The following is a 17439-nucleotide window of genomic DNA, read 5'->3' on the forward strand; positions in this document are numbered from 1 at the left end:
GCTCGTGCTGAGTGTCCCCGTGTCCTGCGACACGGTCTGAAGACAGCTCTTCCGGATCTCGAGGAGGATCAACGTCGTGAAGCGGGACTTCGACCTCATCGTCTATGGCGCGACGGGTTACACCGGCCGTCTGATCGCCGAATATCTGGCGACATTCTATCGCGGCGATGATGCTCCGTCCTGGGCGATCGCTGGACGCTCGACCGACAAGCTCCAGAAGGTGCGTGCCGATATCGGCGCACCAGACAATTTGCCTTTGGTGAAGGCGGATGCCGCCGAGCCGGCCAGCCTGCGTTCGATGTGCGAACGTGCGGCCGTGATTATCACGACGGTCGGGCCCTATCAGCTCCACGGTCCCGAGCTTGTGGCGGCCTGCGCGGCGACGGGCACCGGCTATGTCGATCTGTGCGGCGAGCCGGCCTGGATGCGGCGCATGATCGACGCCCATCACGAAGAGGCGAAACGGACCGGCGCGCGCATCGTCTTCTCCTGCGGCTTCGATTCCATCCCGTTCGATCTCGGCGTGTTCACGTTGCAGGAGAAGGCGCGCGAGAAGTTCGGACGCCCGGCGCGGCGGGTCAAAGCCCGCCTGCGCAAGGTGAAAGGCGGCATGTCAGGCGGCACCGCGGCGAGCGCTCAGGCGACGTTGGCCGCCGCCGCGCGTGACCCCGCCCTGATCCGGCTGCTGAGCGATCCCTTCGCGCTGACCCCGGGATTCACCGGGCCATCTCAGCCGTCGGGCCTTGTCCCCGAATACGACCCGAGCCTGAATGTATGGCTCGTGCCTTTCCCAATGGCGCCGATCAACACCAAGAACGTGCACCGCACGAATTTCCTGTTGGGTCATCCCTACGGCGCGGACTTCGTTTACGACGAGATGATGGTCGCGCCGGGTTTTGGGGAAATCGCCGGCGTAGCGACGGAGACGCTCGCCACGATGGTTTCCTTGTTCAGGACTGGCGGTCTCAAACCCGGCGGAGGTCCTTCTCGGGAAGAGCGCGAGAAGGGCTTCTACGACATCCTCTTCCGGGGCGAGTTGCCGGATGGCGGACGGGTCGAGGCGGTAGTCACGGGCGACCGCGATCCGGGCTACGGCTCGACCAGCAAGATGATCGCCGAGAGCGCTCTCTGCCTCGTGCGCGACGTGCAGGGCGAGGGCGGCGCCTGGACGCCGGGGGCGCTGATGGGTCCGGCGTTGCGCAAGCGTCTGGAGGAGCGCGCCGGTCTCACCTTCAGCGCGCATTGAGGGAACGCTCAGAAATGCTGCGGCGTTCTGGATTACGTGAATCGTAGGCAACGAAAGCGCCGCTTGGCGAGTGCGCCCCCTCAAATCCGGTTCAATGGCCGCTTGCGGCCATAACATGATTGTCGCGAAATCCAGCAAAGGAGCCGACCATGACCCAGCGTATCCCTGAGAACTATTCCGCGGCCGAGTGGAGACTCGTCACCATCATGGGCGCGCTGCCGCCGCGTGTCCCCAACGATGACGACGATGATGATGATGATGATGAGGACGAAGACAACGACACCGAACCGGACGACGAGGAGCCTCCGGTCGTCAGAGACCCCGACGAAGACGAATAAGCGCGAGGGCTCGCAACAGCTCGCCAGCCCTGATCGCAGTGCGGCTCGATGATTGGTTGCGTTGAGGGTCGGATGCCGTTCGATCAACCACATCGACGCCGGCTCATCGCAGCGCCCGGTCAATATCATCGTCGGCAGGAGCGGTCACGCAAGTTTGAGAGGACCGAATTTCACCTGGCGATATCAGCGGTGCATCGTAGATTGAGCTCGGGACGCGACTACATATTTGATCCAATGCCTTAATCTGCAATTTTGTATTGCAGAGCTGGCGGCGGTGTTTCTGCGCCTTTTGCGCGGGAGTTTCGCTCGCCGCGATGATGGAGCATCGGATGCGGACCACACGCCGAACGTTCCTGCAAGCCTCCACGGCAACAGCCGCAACTGCGCTCTTGCCGAGCGCACTGCATGCTCAGGCAGACGCACCCGCCCGCCGTCCGATACCCTCGACCCGCGAGGAGATACCGATCGTCGGATTAGGGACCTGGATCACCTTCAACGTCGGCAATGATCCGGCGCTCAGGGACGAATGCGCTCGTGTCATGGCCGCCTTCTTCGAGAGCGGCGGCCGCATGATCGACTCCTCGCCCATGTATGGCTCGTCGCAGCCCGTGATAGGCTACGGCCTTCAGAAGCTCGGGCGCCCCTCCGCGCTATTCTCGGCCGAAAAGGTCTGGACGTCCTCAGGCGCGGCAGGCCCGCCCCAGATCGAGCAATCGCGTCGCTTCTGGGGTGTGCCGAAATTCGACCTCGTTCAGGTTCACAACCTTCTCGCCTGGAAAGCGCATCTGCAGACGCTGTTCCAGATGAAGGCGACCGGCACGGTGCGTTACGTTGGCATCACCACATCCGAAGGCCGCCGGCACGATCTCGTCGAACAGATCATGCGGAACGAGCCTATCGATTTCGTGCAGCTTTCCTACAACGTCGCCGACCGCGAGGCGGAGGCGCGGCTGCTGCCGCTGGCGTCGGAGCGCGGCATCGCCGTGATCGTCAACCGGCCGTTCCGGCAGGGCGCGCTGACCCAACGGCTTCAGGGTAAGTCGCTGCCCGAATGGGCGGCCGAACTCGGCGTGTCGAGTTGGGCGCAACTCATGCTGAAGTTCATCCTCTCTCACCCGGCCGTCACCGTCGCAATCCCGGCGACCACCCGCGTCGACCACGTGCGTGAAAACCTCTCGGCCGCCGCCGGCCCCATGCCTGATCCGGCCATGCGGGAGCGCATCTCGGCCCATGTGAAGGCTCTTTGATGTCGGAGTGGTGGACCTACCGGGCAGGGGATTTCCTGCTGTTTTCGCCGCGCGTCTACTGGCGCATGTTCGAATCGCACAATGCGGCGCTCTGGCCGCTGCACGTACTGACGCTCGCCGCCGGCCTCACCATCATCCTGCTCATCGCGTGGCGGCCGGGAACCTGGGCACGCTGGCTCACGCTCATCCTCGCGATCCTTTGGATCTTCGTCGGGTGGTCCTTCCTGTGGCAGCGCTACGCGACCATCAACTGGGCTGCCGCCTATGTCGCGCCGGCTTTCGTCGTTGAAGGCGTGTTGCTCCTCGTCGCATCCTCGCTCAATGGTCTTGCCTTCGACCGGCGCGGGCCTGCCGGTTGGATAGGATATCTCATCCTTGCCTTCGCACTGGTCGGACAGCCCTTGCTTGCGCCGCTGCAGGGACGCGGCTGGGCCTCGTCCGAAGTCTTTGGCATCGCGCCGGATCCGACGGCGATCGCGACAACAGGCGTTCTGCTCCTCGCTCGCGGCAGGCTCTTGCCAGTGCTGCTGCCAATCCCCGTTCTCTGGTGCCTCCTGAGCGGCATAACCCTCAGGACGATGGGAGAGCCACAAGCCTGGGCCCCTTATGCCGCCCTGGCGCTCGCCGCCGCGGGCTGGATCTGGACGATCATCCGCCAGCGCAGATCGTCTTCGCCCGCGTGAATGCGGGCAGCCGGATACGCGGATCGCCTCCAATATCCATCCTCAACAAGCCGCGCCACGAACGCGATCAATCAAAGCGAGCGTATCGGCAGGCAGCGCGTCGCCGCTCCATGGGGATGCGGCTGATCCAGTCATCGCCTGCATTTACCATTTATTAACTCTCCGCTTCGCGCTTTGGCGAACGCGTGAGAGAGTGGTTCATCGGATGAGAGGGGGTAGCTCATTCTGGAATGAGAGGGGATCGATAATGAATCAGCTAGCAGAGCGCATGAGGGTCGTGGCTCTTTCGATGAGCCCGGAGCACCTGATCGACAAATTTCTGGACCGGCTCGAGGAACTGAGGGGCGCGATGGCGCTTGCTGAAATCAACAGCTTGGCCCGCAACGAGGCGCGAACCAAGGTGCTGTTCGATTGATTTGCGACTAAAGCGCGATGGCGCGGTCGAACCGCCATCGTGCTTTAGCTCATTATTGTTATTGATTGTTATTTGGCGGGTGCGACGGCACAAAGCCGTTGAAACAACTCAGCACCGGGCCAAATGGAGTGGATGTCCCAAATAGGCAACCATCCCTCCGGCGATCCCACGAAATCGCAGGCCGATATCCAGATGACCAAGCGATCGTCCAGATCACCATCCCGCGCGGCATTGCTGTGCACGACCGCATCATCATCGGCAGGACCGGGCATGCGAGCCTGATGTCATGGTCAGCACGCCGGCTTCCTTGCGGAACCAGCGGCCGTCTCCGACGATTGGTTTGAGGCTTGTGTCACGGAACCTTCCTGACGGCTGGAAGGTCCGGGGAACCTAACGGCGAGGATGCCGACAGTTCACAGACTGCGACAGGCGGCTGTCGGCGCACAGGCAGTTCACTCGCTCCGGAATGCGGAAGCCGCTATCACCCACTGTTCCTTGCGGCGACTGATTGTTTGCGGGGCTTGCCTCGCTTCTGCAGGCCAATACCTGGAGTAAGGGTATGAACGCATCGGAAATGTTGTCACGCCAAGGGCGTTATCTTCTTCAACTCGGCGTTGTGCTGTTTCTCTTCACGTCATTTGAGGGCTTCATTATTCCTGCGCTTGCGGCCCCCAATCTCGGCCGCTCAGTCCACACGCTATCCGGTTTTACCGGAGTCTTGTTCCTGACAATGGGACTGATGTGGCCGATGCTCAAGCTTGGCACCACGGCATCAAGAGTAGCGTTCTGGCTCCTGATCTATTCAGCGCTGGCGACGATTGCCGGATTTGTTGTCGCGGCATTTTTGGGAGCCGGCGGCTCGATCATTCCCATCGCAGCCCAGGGGGTGCGTGGGAGCGACCTTCAGGAAGCGATGATCCAGGCACTGATGTATCCGGCCGCGCCAACCGGCATCGTTGCGTTCGGGTTGATCCTTTGGGGCCTTCGCGCCAATCCCAATTGATCGCTTGCCGCGCTATCGCTGCGCACGTTGGCGGCTAGCTCGCACTATCTCCAACAGCATATCCATCAGATGATCTGGGAAATATTGTAGGCGATGCCGCCTTCCACCAGATATCCCGATCCGACGCAGACGATGTCGTTCATCCAGGCGTATGGCTCCGCCCCGGTCTCGAACAGCGGATTGGTACGGAAATAATACCGCGACGGATCGACCTGATATCGCTTCGCTGGATCGGCCATCTCCGCCCGCAGTTCGGGCGGCGTGATCCAGCGGCCGCCATAACTCATCTGCACCAGCGCACCGTCATGCATGCGAAGCGTCAGGCGGACATCCAGCGACATGGCACCGTCGGCGCGAAACAGCGCCCAGTCGCCGCCGCCGGGCACCACCTCGCCGCGCAGCCTGGGGCCTTCGAAGCTCCCGCCCGCCGCACCGAACAGGATGCGGCGGCCGAGCGGGCCGTCGCCGATGTCCAGTTTCGGATTGAGATCGACGACGATGTCGAACAATGGCGCCATGCTGATCGCGGCGACCGGTTTGACGCGCGCATCTCGTGTCATGTTTGAAGCCTGCTCTGCTGGGGGGATGTCATTCGGCGGCCTGCTGCCGGGCGGCCGCATCGGCGAAGGTCTTGCGCCGAACCGTATCTGTCGAGACGCCGGACTGCGCGCACAGCTCCGACAGGTCGAAGAAAAAGCGCTCGCGGGCGATCCGGTCGTCCTTGAAGGCGAACTGGATGAATACGGGAAGTTCGGCGCGCCGGCCGTTCGGTACCACGCCAAAGCGATCGCCGGTCATGGTCATCCGTACATGACCCCAGCAGACGAGCGTATCGTCGTTGGCGGCGTGGCCTTCGAGCACGACGTTGTAATCGGGAAACGAGACGAAGAAGCGGCTCAGCACCTTCTCGTTCTCGGCAAGTCCGCGGGCGCTGGTGCCGAAGGCCGGGGTTTCCAGCAACATGTCGTGATGCAGAACGGCTAACGCCGCCGGCACATCCTGCCGGCTTTTTGCCGCCGCCAATGCCTGCGCCAGCTCGAACATCCGGTCGCTGTTCATGTAATTCCCTCCTTCCCAAGGGGCCCTTCCGCCAAAGCAAAAGTGGCTATACCAAATTCGTACCATCTGTTTTTTACATACCGACTGTATGTTATATGTTGATAGGATCATAAGCGTCAAGTGGTATGTCGGGGCATGCAGGAAAACGGCCGCGAACGAACCCGCCGCGAGGAATACACCGAGGCCACGAGGCAGGCGTTGCTGGCGGCCGGCCGGGACGCTTTTGCGAGCGAGGGCTATCAAGCGGCGGGGATCGAGGCGATCTCGCGCGCCGCGCGGGTGACACGGGGCGCCTTCTATCACCACTTCGAGGACAAGAAGGCGCTGTTCGACGCCGTGGTCGTCGCCTTGCAGATCGATGCCGCCGCAAAGATCGAAGCGAGAGCCAAGACGCAGCGCAAGGTGTGGGATCGCCTGACCGAAGGCATCGATGCCTATCTCGACGTCTGCCTCGAACCAGCCTATGCGCGCATCGTGATCCAGGAAGCGCCGGCGGTGCTCGGCAATGCGCGCTACCGGGAGATCGAGGAAGCCCACCCGATGGCCCTGCTCACCGCGACGCTGGCGGCGCTGAAGCGCCAGGGCGAGCTCGACTTCGAGGACATCGAGCTCTTGAGCCGGATGGTCGATGCGATGATCTGCGAGGTCGCGCTGCTGCTGCCCGGGGCGGAGAATCCGAAAAAGCTCCGCACCCGCGGACAAAAGATCGTCGGCAGCCTGCTCGGCGCCTTCCGCACGGCCTGAGCGCGGACGCACTCCCGGCTCGACCCATCGCCGTACCGCCTCCGCGGTGTCGGCCGGCGTGGTGTTGAAGCAAATGCGGGTTTGCGGCGCGCCGAGGTGAACCAGATTGATGATCCGCTCAAATAGCTGCAGCCGCTCCCGCGGCTCGCGCAGCCATGCGCCGATCACCACGCAGTCATAATGCTTTGCTTGCTCCCAGGCAAAATGATTTGGCTCAAAGAAACGCGCGCATCGTCAGACAAGTTCCAGCCTTGCCATGACATCACGGTTCGACTTGTGTCGAAGCATTCTTGTCACGAAATCGGCTATTGCCTCGCGAGCTCGAGACCGAGCGCGTGCTGGATGTTTCACAGGAGAACACCATGGCTGCCACAGACAACGCAAACCAGAACCTCGTCGTCACGGCTTTTTGGGAAGTCAATTCGGGCGAAGAAGGTACCGTCGCGGAGCTTCTGAAGGATTTTCTGCCGCAGGCGCAGCGCGAGCCTGGCGTCAAGGCGTTCCAGATTCACCAGAACGTCGCAAAGCCGCGGGAATTCTTCTTCTACGAGGTTTTCGCGGGCGAAGCGGCCGTCGCCGAGCATCAGCAGACCGACCACTTCAAGAACATCATCCTCGGGCAGGCGATTCCGAAACTCGCCAGGCGCGAACGGTCACAGTTCCGTTTCATCTGAAATCAAAGCTGCGGCGCGTCACCGCCGGCCTCGGTGGCGCGCCGCTTCAACAATTCGCGTTCGCGCGTGTTGGTCGCAAGCGTTGACGCAAGCTCGAATGCGCTGCGGGCTTCCGCGAAGCGGCCGAGCTTGTAAAGCAGATCGCCGCGGACACTTGGCAAGAGGTGATAGGTTTTCAGCGCAGGCTCGCCTGCCAATCCGTCCACGATCGCGAGTGCGGCCGCCGGCCCCTCGGCCATGCCGATCGCCACCGCGCGGTTGAGCTCGATGATCGGCGAGCGCACCAGGCCCAGGAGTTCGGCATAGAGATTTGCGATGCGCGGCCAGTCCGTTTCATCAGGTGTGGCGGCTCTGGCGTGACAGGCGACGATTGCCGCCTGCAGCGCGTAGAATCCGGGTCCGCCGCCGAGTTCGTAGGCTCGCGCCAGCGCCGACAGCCCGCGGCGGATCTGAAGCCGGTCCCACCGCGCCCGGTTCTGGTCCATCAATAGAATCGGATCGCCGGCCGCATCCGTGCGCGCTGCGGTGCGCGATGCGTTCAATTCCATCAACGCGAGCAGGCCGTGCGCTTCGGGTTCCTGCGGCGCGACCAGCGTCAGCACGCGGCCCATGCGCAGCGCATCGTTGCAGAGCTGCGGCCGCAGCCATTCGTCGCCGCGAGCGGCCGTGTAGCCTTCATTGAAGATGAGGTAGACGACCTCCAGCACCGAGGCCAGCCGTTCCGAAAGCTCCGCGCCGCGCGGGGTTTCATAGGCGAGCCCGGATTCCGACAGCGTCCGCTTCGCGCGCACGATGCGCTGGGCGATGGTCGCTTCCGGCTGCAGGAAGGCGCGCGCGATCTCTTCCGTCGTCAGGCCGCAGATCATCTTCAGCGCCAACGCCGCGCGGGCCTCGCGCGACAATTTCGGATGGCAAGCTGTAAAGATCAGCCGCAGCAACTCGTCACCGATATCGTCGTCCAGGCCAGCGTCTGGATCGGGCATCGCCTGCTGCTCCTGCTCCAGATCGCGCATCAACATCTCGTGCTTGCGCGCGAGCATGCTGCGGCGGCGCATGTCATCGAGCGCACGGCGCTTGGCGGTTGCCATCAACCACGCGCCGGGCCTTTCCGGCACGCCGGTGGCGGGCAAATGTTCGAGCGCCGCCACCAGGGCTTCCTGCGTCAGGTCTTCGGCCAGCGTCACGTCGCGCAACATCCGCGACAGCCCGGTGATCAGGCGCGGCTGCTCGATGCGCCAGACCGCCAGGATGGTGCGATTAACGTCGGCGGCCGTCATCGCCGCCGACCAGATCGGCTATGCCGCGCCATCAGGCGTGCGCGGCGGATTCGACGTCGCAGGTCGTTTCCAGGCCGTGGCCGGCCATGGCGCGCAGCTCGCAGGTGCCTTCCCAGCCGGGCATGTGGTCGAGATGAAGCTGCATGAACTCCTTGGCCATGGCGAGCGCTTCCGCCTTGTCGCGGAACTCGAATATGGCGTAGCCGCCGACCACTTCCTTGGCCTCCACGAACGGGCCGTCGGTGACCCTCAGCTTGCCGCCTTCGATCGAGACCCGTGCCCCCTGCTGCAGCGGGGTCAGCCCGCCCATGTCGACCATCCGGCCGGCCTTGATCTCGCGTTCGGCAAGCTTGCCCATCGCCTCCATCAAGGCGGGCGTCGGGGCCTTCATCGGCTGCGGGGAAGTGACGATGGACATGAAGCGCATGAACAACTCCTGTGCTGCGAGTTGGCGGCATCAGGCCGGCCATTCCGTCTCGCTATAAGGAACGACGATCCGGCCGCGGCCGGATCGACATGCGCTTTGGAAATATTTCGGGCGAGACAGACCGGCTGTCCTGCTCCAGACTATTGTCCGCGGATCATGATCAGGGGGTCGGCGGTATCAGGCACCCGCCGCCACTGCGCATTGTCGTCGGCCTCGAACTGCCAGGTGTCGCCCTTGGCCGACATCAGGATCATCTGTCCGCGCTCCAGCCGCCACTGGTTTGGCGCAAATGCCACAACCGCCGGATCGCATTTCGGCTTCAGGAATACCTGGAAATTATCGCCGGTCGCTTCGGTGTTGGTCAGCGTCAGGCCGCAGACCGTCTGGCCGTTGCCGCGGACCATCGACCAGTCGCCAATCATCTGGTCCATCGATTTGGCGAGCGAACGGGCGGCGGCAAGGTTCTGCAGGATGTAGACACCCTCGCCGGTCCGCAGGCCTTCGAAGATGCCGCTTTCAACTTCAGTGAAATCGATCACCGGTTGGCCCGCCGCATCCTGCAGCCGTACGATGTCCAGCCCCTTGATATTCCAGGCCGTGATGTCCTTGGTGAACGGCAACGCCTTGGCGCAACCGGGCTCAAGCTCTAGCTTGAGCCCCTGCGGCGTCGCATCGCCCTTCATCGTGATGACGCACGTCTTGCTGCGTTCGGTGGTCGCAAGCTCCCACTGCCCGATCATTTCCTTCTTCAGGGTCGAGGCATCCTGCGCCGCGACTTGCGGTGCAAGCGCGAGCAGCGCCGTCAGCGCTGCTGCCCTAATGCCTGAACGCCCAAGTAACATCAGCGTCCCTTCACCGGGGTTTCCGGAACGGGCGTCAAGGGCGCCTTGCCGGCAAACCAGTTTTTCAGATTGTCGACGACAAGCTGATCCATGGCGTTGCGCGTTACCACGGAAGCTGAGCCGATATGTGGCAACAGCACGACATTTTGCATGGCCTTCAGCTCGTCCGGCACGTTCGGCTCGTTGGCGAAGACGTCAAGGCCGGCGGCGAGAATGGTGCCGGATTTCAGCGCCGCAACCAGCGCCGGTTCGTCGACGACGGAGCCGCGCGCGACGTTGATAAGCACGCCGCGCGGCCCGAGCGCCTTCAGCACGTCGGCATTGATCATCTTTGCGGTGGAGGCGCCGCCGGGTACGATCACGATCAGCGTGTCGACCGCCTTCGCCATTTCCATCAGGTCGGGATAGTGCTTGTAGGAGACGGCCGAGGAGGGCCTTCGCGAGTGATAGGAAACCGGCACGCGCGACGCTTCAAGCCGGCGTCCGATCGCCTGGCCGATGCGGCCCATGCCGACGATACCGATCTGGCGGTCGCGCAGCGAGCCGGCGCTCAAGGGATAGTTCTGCGTCTGCCACAGGCCGGAGCGCAGATAGCGGTCGGCCTTGACGAATTCGCGCAAGGTCGCAATCAGGAGGCCCATCGCGACGTCGGCGACTTCTTCCGTCAGCACGTCAGGCGTGTTGGTGACGACGATGTCGTGCTCGCGCGCGTAAGATGAATCGACGTGGTCGTAGCCGACGCCGAAGCTTGCGATGATTTCGAGCTTCGGAAATTGCGACAGCGCCTTCGCATCGGCCGGCACCATGTGATAGGTCACGGCCATGCCGCGGATCTTCGCTATCGTTTCGGGCGTCAATCGCTCGAGATCGGCGCGGCTCTCCGCCATATGCAGGACGAACTGGTCCGAAAAACCGTTTTCCAGAATCGGCCTGATTGGCCCGTAGATCAGGACATCGATCTTTTCGGACGAAGTATTCGCGGCAGCCATCAATTTTCCTTTCCAAGCGCGCTCTCATGCCAGCGCCGTAGTACCAGATGCGAAACTAGCGCCAGCAACCCATAGATGACAATCCCGGCCACCGACAGCAACAACAGCGCCGCGAACATTCGGGGAATGTTCAGGCGATAGCCGGACTCGGCGATCCGGAAGGCAAGGCCGGAGCCGGCGCCCGCGGTGCCCGCCGCGATTTCGGCGACCACGGCGCCGATCAACGACAGGCCGCCCGCGATCCGCAGGCCGCCGAGAATATACGGCAGCGCCGCCGGCAATTTCAGGTATCGCAACGTCTGAAGCCGTGACGCGCCATAGAGCTGAAACAGCCCGGCCAGATTGCGGTCCACCGAATTCAGCCCGAGCGTGGTGTTGGACAGGACCGGAAAGAAACCGACGATCCAGGCGCAAACGATGACCGCAGTCTGCTGCGGCAGATAGATCAGCAATAACGGCGCAATTGCGATCACCGGCGTGACCTGCAGGATCACCGCATAGGGAAACAGCGAATATTCCAGCCATTTGGACTGATTGAACAGCAGCCCCAGCGCGACACCGCCGACCGCCGCCGCGATGAAGCCTTCCAGCGTGGTCAGCAGGGTGACGCCGAGCGATTCCGACAGCACCGGCCAGTCACCGACGAGCGTCTGAAACACGACATAAGGGCTTGGCAGCACGTAGGGCTGGATGTCGTTGACGCGCACCACGAGTTCCCAGAAGCCCAGGCCCGCTGCCAGCACGGCAACGGGAAGCAGCATCCGGCCGATATTCTGCAAGGAATTCATGCGCTGCGCTGCCCGGAATCGGACGGCGACAGGGCGCTGGAGACCGCGCGGCAATAGCCGGCATACTCCGCCGAGGTGCGAAACTCCTCCCCGCGCGGCTCCGCTGTGGCGATGCGAAACTCGCTGGCGAGACGGCCCGGCCGCGCCGTCATCACGATCACCCGTTGCGACAGGTAGACCGACTCGAATACCGAATGGGTGACAAAGATGACGGTCTTGTGCAGCTTGCGCCACAGATCAAGCAGATCGTCGTTGAGCCGAAAGCGCGTGATCTCGTCGAGCGCGGCGAACGGCTCGTCCAGCAAGAGAATATCCGGGTCGGTGACCAGCGCGCGCGCCAGCGAAACACGCATCTTCATGCCGCCGGACAATTCACGGGGATATGCATCGGCAAATTCGGAAAGCCCGACCTGCGCCAGCGCCTCCTCGATGCGCCTGTTCGCTTCGGCCGCCGTCGCGTGCGCTAGCTTCAGCGGCAGGCGCACATTCTCGCGCGCGCTCGCCCACGGCATCAGGGTCGGCTCCTGAAATACAAAACCGATGGGATGCCGCCCATCCGCCCTGTTGGCGCGATGGGAAACGCTCACGGTGCCCACACTCGGCGCGCCGAGCCCTGCGATCAACCGGAGCGCGGTCGATTTTCCGCAGCCGGAAGGCCCGAGCAACGAGACGAATTCGCCTTTTGCGACATCGAGATCGAGCGGCCCGAGCGCAGTCACGCCGTTCTCATAGGTCTTGACAACGGTCCGCAGACGCACCGCAAGGCCCGCCGTATCGATATCCGTCTCAGACAAAGCGGGCTCGGCCATTCCCGGTCAGTTCTTCGGCCGCAGATCGACACCGACGCCCTTGTTGACGAAGCGCAACGTGTAGGCCTGACGGTAGTCGATATCGCGGCGAACCACGCCGGCCCGCACCATCTTGTCGAAGAAGCTCGCCACCCGTGCGTCATTCATGGCGCCGATGCCGTCGCGCAAGGTGTCGCCGGAATCGACGATGCCGTATTCCTTCATCTTGGCGACGGAATAGCTGAGTAGCTCGTCGGTCATTTCGGGGTTGATCTTCTTGATCATCGCGTTGCCGGCGGAATTGTCGCCGTAGAGATAGTTGTACCAGCCGATGGCGGAGGCATCGACAAAGCGCTGCACCAGGTCCGGCTTCTTGTCGACGATTTCGCGTCGGGTCTCGATCAGCGTCGAATAGGCGTTGAAACCGTGATCGGCGAGCAGAATCACACCGGGCTTGAACCCCGCCGCCTTCTCGATGGCGAAGGGCTCGGAGGTAACGTAACCCTGCATCGCGCTCTGCTTGTTCACGATAAAGGGCTGCGGATTGAAGGTGTAGGGTTTTACTTTGCTCTCGCTGAAGCCGTATTCCGATTTCAGCCACTGGAAGTAGCTGGCCACGCCTTCCTTGGAGACCAGCAGCGTCAGCGGCTTGAGATCTTCAAGCTTGGTGATCTTGCTTTCCGGATGGGTCAGGAAGACCTGCGGATCCTTCTGGAAGATCGCGGCGACCGCGATCAGCGGCACGTTGTTGGCGACGGCGTCGAACGATTGCAGCGTGTTCGCGCTCATGAAGAAATCAAGCTTGCCGGCGGTCAGCAGGATGCGGTTGTTGGTGTTGGGGCCTCCCGGCACGATGGTGACGTCGAGGCCGTATTTCTTGTAGGTGCCGTCGGCCACCGCCTGGAAGAAGCCGCCATGTTCGGCCTCCGCGACCCAGTTGGTTCCAAATGACACCTTGTCGAGGGTCTCGGCGCGCGCTGGGACCAGCGCCGCAACAAGCGCCAGAAGAGCTGCGGTTAACGCTCGCGGCAAAAAGGCCGGGTTCATGATTGGACTCCGTCGATCGTTCTGGCCCATGATGGGGGCTGTGGCGTTGATTGCGTTCCCTAAGGGTTTGGTCCAGGGATCTGACCAATCCCCGCAATAACAAACTACCCTGCAAATCCATCCAAAGAAACGCTTCGCTCGATGGCCCCAACCGTTCCGCCCCGCGACTGGACCGACATCCGCTGGCCCGACATCGCCAAGGCCGGCACCAAGGCCGACGCCGCCCGGTGGATCGCGGTGCTGCCGCTGGCGGCCACCGAGCAGCACGGCCCGCATCTGCCGCTGGAAACCGACGTCCTGATCGGCGAGGCCTATCTGGCGCGGGTGCGCGAGCTGTTGCCTGTCGCGCTTCCCGTCACCTTTCTGCCGCTGCAGCCGGTCGGCATCTCCACCGAGCATATCGACTATGCGGGCACGCAGACGCTGCCGACCGAGGTCGCGTTGAAGGAGTGGATGGCGATCGGCGAGAGCGTTGCGCGGTCCGGAATCCGCAAGCTCGTGATCGTGACGAGCCATGGCGGCAACAGCGCGGCGATGTCGCTGGTGGCGCAGGATCTGCGCGCCCATCACGGGCTGCTCGTGGTGACGACGAGCTGGTCGCGCTTCGGCGTGCCGTATGGATTGTTTTCCGCAGAAGAATTGCGTCACGGCATTCATGGCGGCGCGGTCGAGACGTCGATCATGCTAGCGCGCTATCCGCACACCGTGCGCAAGGAAGCGATCGCCGATTTTCGTCCCGCCAGCATCGCGATGGAGAAGAAATTTCGTTGGCTCTCGGCGCATCGGCCAGTCCCCTTCGCGTGGCAGGCGCAGGACCTCAATGAAAGCGGCGCGGTCGGCGACGCCACCAAAGCCTCCGCGGAGAAAGGCGAACAATTGCTCGATCACGGCGCGCGTGCATTCTGCGAATTGCTCGACGATGTCGACAAATTCGATCCGGAATTGTTTCTTCGTAAAGCATAGAATCGAGGATCTATTCTCGTAACCATCTGAAATATCGAATAAATAAACGACGAAACCATATTTCCAGCCACAACCTCGAACCGCTCTCGAGGAGCCTCCGTCCAACTGGGCATGCGGACCACAATGGCCGCCTAACACAGGATGGAGACTTCCATGTCGATCAAGACCAAGTTCGCCGCTCTCGCTCTCGCTACCCTTGCCGTTACCGGCACGATCGCTTCCACCACCCAGGCGCAAGCCAAGCCGCTGCACTGGGGTGTTGGAGCCGGCCTCGTTGGCGCCGCTGTCGTCGGCACCGCAATCGCCGCTTCTGGCCCCGGCTATTACTACGACGGCTATCGCCGCTGCGGCTGGGTTCGCCAGTTCGACGCCTTCGGCAATTACATCGGCCGCGTGCGTACCTGCGGTTACTGATTTCTTCGGCTGACTTGGTTTCTGTTTGAGAGGCGTCTTCTTTCCAAGCAAACCACTTCAGACCCTGAAAACGCTTCTCGTGGATTTGCGTCCGGCACGGGCGCCTCATCCACCCCCGTGCCGAACCCGACCCGCCCGGTTGTCCCCCCGGGCGGGTCAACCTTTTGCGAACCATCGCCCTGGCCAGGCCCGGTATGTTGCACGCACGTCACGCGACGATGTCATTTAGACGAAACGGTTCAATCCTTCTTGCAATTGCGAACTGCTCCCAACAAAGCTTGCAGAGCGGATTGCGCTCCTGCCGATCCGGCTTTCGGCCGGGAACAGCCGCTAATCCACAAAAAGGGGCTTGGGCCGGTGATTTCATGCGATTTCTTTGGTGCTAGCGCGCCGGCAAATCAGCAGTGATAAGAGCGACCGCCGGAATGTCAGCGCCGAGAGTGCCCGCACGATGACCCGCCGCAGCCGATCCCGAGATTCCTTGTTGGCTGGCCTGGGCTTCAGCCTGCTCGCATGGAGTGGCGTTGCCAACGCTGCCGACATGTCCCTCAAGGCGCCGGCTGTTAGAGCTGTTTATAGCTGGACCGGCTTCTATCTCGGCGGCCATGTCGGTTATGGCGGCGGCAGCTTCGGCCCTGATACCAACCCCCTGCCGTTGCAAGGCGTGTTTTTTCCCCACAGCATCACCGGCCTGATCGGCGGCTATCAGGCCGGCTACAATTTTCAGCTCCCGAACAACCTGGTGTTGGGCACTGAGGCCGATGTTTCGTTCCTGAGCACGCTTGATCGTCCGAGGCTTGCGCCGGCTCCCTTCAACACGACCTTCGACTATATTGCCACGGCCCGGGGCCGCGTCGGTTACGCCTTCGGAACGCTATTGCCCTATGTGACCGGCGGCGTCGCCTGGGCCAGGGCCCATGTCGACATCAATGATGTCGATGGAAGCGTGTTATCTACGCGCGGGCATACACATCTCGGCTGGACCGCAGGCGCTGGCGTCGAGTATGCCGCCGATGCCAGATGGAGCGCAAAACTCGAATACGACTACATCGATCTGGGAGCCCGAGCCTATGGGCTTGCGGACGTGCCGCTGCCGGACGTCAGGGTCGATCCGAAGATCCATACGGTCAAGCTCGGATTGAACTACAGGATCTGGGACGGGCCGGGCTCCGCGACATCAAGCGATTACGCCATCAGGCCACCCACCCCTCCCGCGTCCAGGGACTGGAACGTCCACGCCCAGACGACATTCCTTCCGCAGGGCTATCCGAGCTTCCGCTCGCCGTATCAGGGTACGAACAGCCTGCCGGGCGCCGGACGCGTCAGAGAGACCTGGACGGTCGGAGCCTTTCTCGGCTGGCGGTTGTGGGACGGCGGAGAGTTCTATTTTGGTCCGGAGCTTGCGCAGGGCTTTGGAATCGGCGGTACACTAGGCTTGGCAGGTTTTTCCAACGGCGAAGCGCAAAAAGGCGGCGCCGAATATCCGAGATTCCGCGCACAGCGCTATTTCTTCCGGCAAACGTTCGGGCTCGGCGGCGAACAGGAAGAAGTAGCCGATGCTGCCAATCAGCTGCCGGGCAAGCGCGACATCGATCGGGTCACGGTGACGGTCGGACGATTTGCCGTCGGAGATTTTTTTGACGGCAATTCCTACGCAAAAGACCCGCGTGTGGATTTCATGAACTGGGCAATGTGGGCGGCCGCGGCCTATGACTTTCCGGCCGATCTCCCCGGATTTACCCGCGGCGCCGTGGTCGAACTCAATCGCAAGGATTGGGCAGTCCGCGCGGGCCTGTTTCAGGTACCCTCGGCTCCCAACAGCGATGTCCTCACCTTCAAGACCGGCGGAGCTGTTGTCGAATTCGAAGAACGTCATACTGTGTTCGACCAGCCCGGCAAATTGCGGCTCGGCATCTTCGCCAATCGCGGCAATACCGGCAACTACCGCAACGCGCTGGCGATCAGCGCCGCAGACCCGGCGCTCGATATCAACAACGTCATGACAGACATCCGGCGCCAAAATCTCAAATACGGATTCTACGTCAACGCCGAGCAACAGATCATGACGGATGTCGGCCTGTTCGCCCGCGCGAGCTGGAACGACGGCCGCAACGAAATCCTGTCGTTTACCGACATCGACCGCAGCGTCTCGGCAGGCCTGTCGGTCAAGGGCAGCTATTGGGGACGCCCGAGCGATACATTCGGTCTGGGCGGTGCGATCAACGGACTTTCCGGCACGCACCGCGATTTCCTGGCGGCCGGCGGTCTCGGCCTGCTGATCGGCGACGGCCGTCTCAACTACAGCAACGAACGAATCCTCGAGACCTACTACGCCTACGCCATCGACAAGAACTTCACGTTCACCGCCGACTACCAGCTTATTACGAACCCCGCCTACAATGCCGACCGCGGCCCGGTCCACATCTTCTCCGGCCGTTTCCACGGGGAGTTCTAACCGTCGTCCCTGCGAACGTCCAGATACCTTCTGTCGTCCC

20 protein-coding genes and 1 pseudogene are annotated in these 17439 nt (G+C 62.5%); 12 read left to right on the forward strand and 9 right to left on the reverse strand.

All coding sequences use genetic code 11. The annotated features are described in order from the left end of the window. The first annotated feature begins 76 nt into the window (after window positions 1–76). The 7 genes and pseudogenes from GWE18_RS20690 to GWE18_RS20720 all read left to right on the forward strand — a co-directional run bounded on the left by GWE18_RS20690 (window position 77) and on the right by GWE18_RS20720 (window position 4932). Complete coding sequence (locus tag GWE18_RS20690) at window positions 77–1246, forward strand: saccharopine dehydrogenase NADP-binding domain-containing protein (protein WP_275187553.1); 1170 nt, start codon at window positions 77–79, stop codon at window positions 1244–1246. 149 nt (window positions 1247–1395) lie between these two features. After that, entirely contained in the window at window positions 1396–1584 is a 189-nt protein-coding gene (locus tag GWE18_RS20695) for a hypothetical protein (protein ID WP_275187554.1), read from the forward strand. Window positions 1585–1913: 329 nt separating this feature from the next. Beyond that, the gene (locus GWE18_RS20700; protein WP_275187555.1) at window positions 1914–2831 is read left to right on the forward strand and encodes an aldo/keto reductase; all 918 of its coding nucleotides are present in this window, start codon (window positions 1914–1916) and stop codon (window positions 2829–2831) included. Further along, window positions 2831–3514, forward strand: coding sequence for a DUF6064 family protein (locus tag GWE18_RS20705; RefSeq protein ID WP_275187682.1), 684 nt, complete (start codon window positions 2831–2833; stop codon window positions 3512–3514). The genes GWE18_RS20700 and GWE18_RS20705 overlap by 1 nt, the downstream gene beginning before the upstream one ends. A 247-nt stretch (window positions 3515–3761) precedes the next feature. Beyond that, window positions 3762–3929: a hypothetical protein gene (locus GWE18_RS20710; protein ID WP_275187556.1), complete on the forward strand. Its 168-nt coding sequence runs from the start codon at window positions 3762–3764 to the stop codon at window positions 3927–3929. 141 nt (window positions 3930–4070) lie between these two features. Beyond that, a pseudogene (locus tag GWE18_RS20715) lies at window positions 4071–4273 on the forward strand (JAB domain-containing protein); the annotation flags it as partial. Between the two features lie 215 nt (window positions 4274–4488). Further along, on the forward strand, window positions 4489–4932 hold the full coding sequence (locus tag GWE18_RS20720; protein ID WP_275187557.1) for a hypothetical protein: 444 nt from the start codon (window positions 4489–4491) through the stop codon (window positions 4930–4932). Between the two features lie 65 nt (window positions 4933–4997). Here the strand turns inward: GWE18_RS20720 and GWE18_RS20725 are convergent, their stop codons facing one another. Both GWE18_RS20725 and GWE18_RS20730 read right to left on the reverse strand, forming a co-directional pair. Continuing rightward, window positions 4998–5492, reverse strand: coding sequence for a DUF3237 domain-containing protein (locus tag GWE18_RS20725; protein WP_275187558.1), 495 nt, complete (start codon window positions 5490–5492; stop codon window positions 4998–5000). A gap of 28 nt (window positions 5493–5520) precedes the next feature. Further along, entirely contained in the window at window positions 5521–5976 is a 456-nt protein-coding gene (locus tag GWE18_RS20730; protein ID WP_275187559.1) for an ester cyclase, read from the reverse strand. A 150-nt stretch (window positions 5977–6126) separates the two neighbouring features. Here GWE18_RS20730 and GWE18_RS20735 point away from each other — a divergent pair, with 150 nt between their 5' ends. Further along, entirely contained in the window at window positions 6127–6735 is a 609-nt protein-coding gene (locus tag GWE18_RS20735; RefSeq protein WP_275187560.1) for a TetR/AcrR family transcriptional regulator, read from the forward strand. A gap of 362 nt (window positions 6736–7097) precedes the next feature. Then, window positions 7098–7409, forward strand: a complete 312-nt coding sequence (locus tag GWE18_RS20740; RefSeq protein ID WP_275187561.1) for an antibiotic biosynthesis monooxygenase family protein — start codon at window positions 7098–7100, stop codon at window positions 7407–7409. A gap of 2 nt (window positions 7410–7411) precedes the next feature. Here GWE18_RS20740 and GWE18_RS20745 read toward each other — a convergent pair whose 3' ends face one another. The 7 genes from GWE18_RS20745 to GWE18_RS20775 all read right to left on the reverse strand — a co-directional run bounded on the left by GWE18_RS20745 (window position 7412) and on the right by GWE18_RS20775 (window position 13567). After that, window positions 7412–8686 (reverse strand): RNA polymerase sigma factor, encoded by a 1275-nt coding sequence (locus tag GWE18_RS20745; protein WP_275187562.1) that lies wholly within the window; start codon window positions 8684–8686, stop codon window positions 7412–7414. A 31-nt stretch (window positions 8687–8717) separates the two neighbouring features. After that, window positions 8718–9113, reverse strand: a complete 396-nt coding sequence (locus GWE18_RS20750) for a YciI family protein (RefSeq protein ID WP_275187563.1) — start codon at window positions 9111–9113, stop codon at window positions 8718–8720. 140 nt (window positions 9114–9253) lie between these two features. Next, on the reverse strand, window positions 9254–9955 hold the full coding sequence (locus GWE18_RS20755; protein WP_275187564.1) for an AprI/Inh family metalloprotease inhibitor: 702 nt from the start codon (window positions 9953–9955) through the stop codon (window positions 9254–9256). Continuing rightward, window positions 9955–10944, reverse strand: a complete 990-nt coding sequence (locus GWE18_RS20760) for a 2-hydroxyacid dehydrogenase (protein ID WP_275187565.1) — start codon at window positions 10942–10944, stop codon at window positions 9955–9957. The genes GWE18_RS20755 and GWE18_RS20760 overlap by 1 nt, the downstream gene beginning before the upstream one ends. Continuing rightward, the gene (locus GWE18_RS20765; RefSeq protein ID WP_275187566.1) at window positions 10944–11732 is read right to left on the reverse strand and encodes an ABC transporter permease; all 789 of its coding nucleotides are present in this window, start codon (window positions 11730–11732) and stop codon (window positions 10944–10946) included. Before GWE18_RS20765 ends, GWE18_RS20760 begins: the two co-directional genes overlap by 1 nt. Beyond that, window positions 11729–12526 (reverse strand): ABC transporter ATP-binding protein, encoded by a 798-nt coding sequence (locus tag GWE18_RS20770; protein ID WP_275187567.1) that lies wholly within the window; start codon window positions 12524–12526, stop codon window positions 11729–11731. Before GWE18_RS20770 ends, GWE18_RS20765 begins: the two co-directional genes overlap by 4 nt. A gap of 21 nt (window positions 12527–12547) precedes the next feature. After that, a complete protein-coding gene (locus GWE18_RS20775) occupies window positions 12548–13567 on the reverse strand; it encodes an ABC transporter substrate-binding protein (protein WP_275187568.1) in 1020 nt (339 codons plus the stop codon). 141 nt (window positions 13568–13708) lie between these two features. Here GWE18_RS20775 and GWE18_RS20780 point away from each other — a divergent pair, with 141 nt between their 5' ends. From GWE18_RS20780 to GWE18_RS20790, 3 genes are all read left to right on the forward strand, one after another. Beyond that, window positions 13709–14530: a creatininase family protein gene (locus GWE18_RS20780; protein WP_275187569.1), complete on the forward strand. Its 822-nt coding sequence runs from the start codon at window positions 13709–13711 to the stop codon at window positions 14528–14530. Between the two features lie 153 nt (window positions 14531–14683). Next, entirely contained in the window at window positions 14684–14944 is a 261-nt protein-coding gene (locus tag GWE18_RS20785; protein ID WP_275187570.1) for a hypothetical protein, read from the forward strand. A 541-nt stretch (window positions 14945–15485) separates the two neighbouring features. After that, a complete protein-coding gene (locus tag GWE18_RS20790; protein WP_275187683.1) occupies window positions 15486–17399 on the forward strand; it encodes a carbohydrate porin in 1914 nt (637 codons plus the stop codon). Window positions 17400–17439: the final 40 nt, after the last annotated feature.

This window comes from Bradyrhizobium sp. CSA112 (assembly GCF_029051645.1).
GTDB lineage: Bacteria > Pseudomonadota > Alphaproteobacteria > Rhizobiales > Xanthobacteraceae > Bradyrhizobium.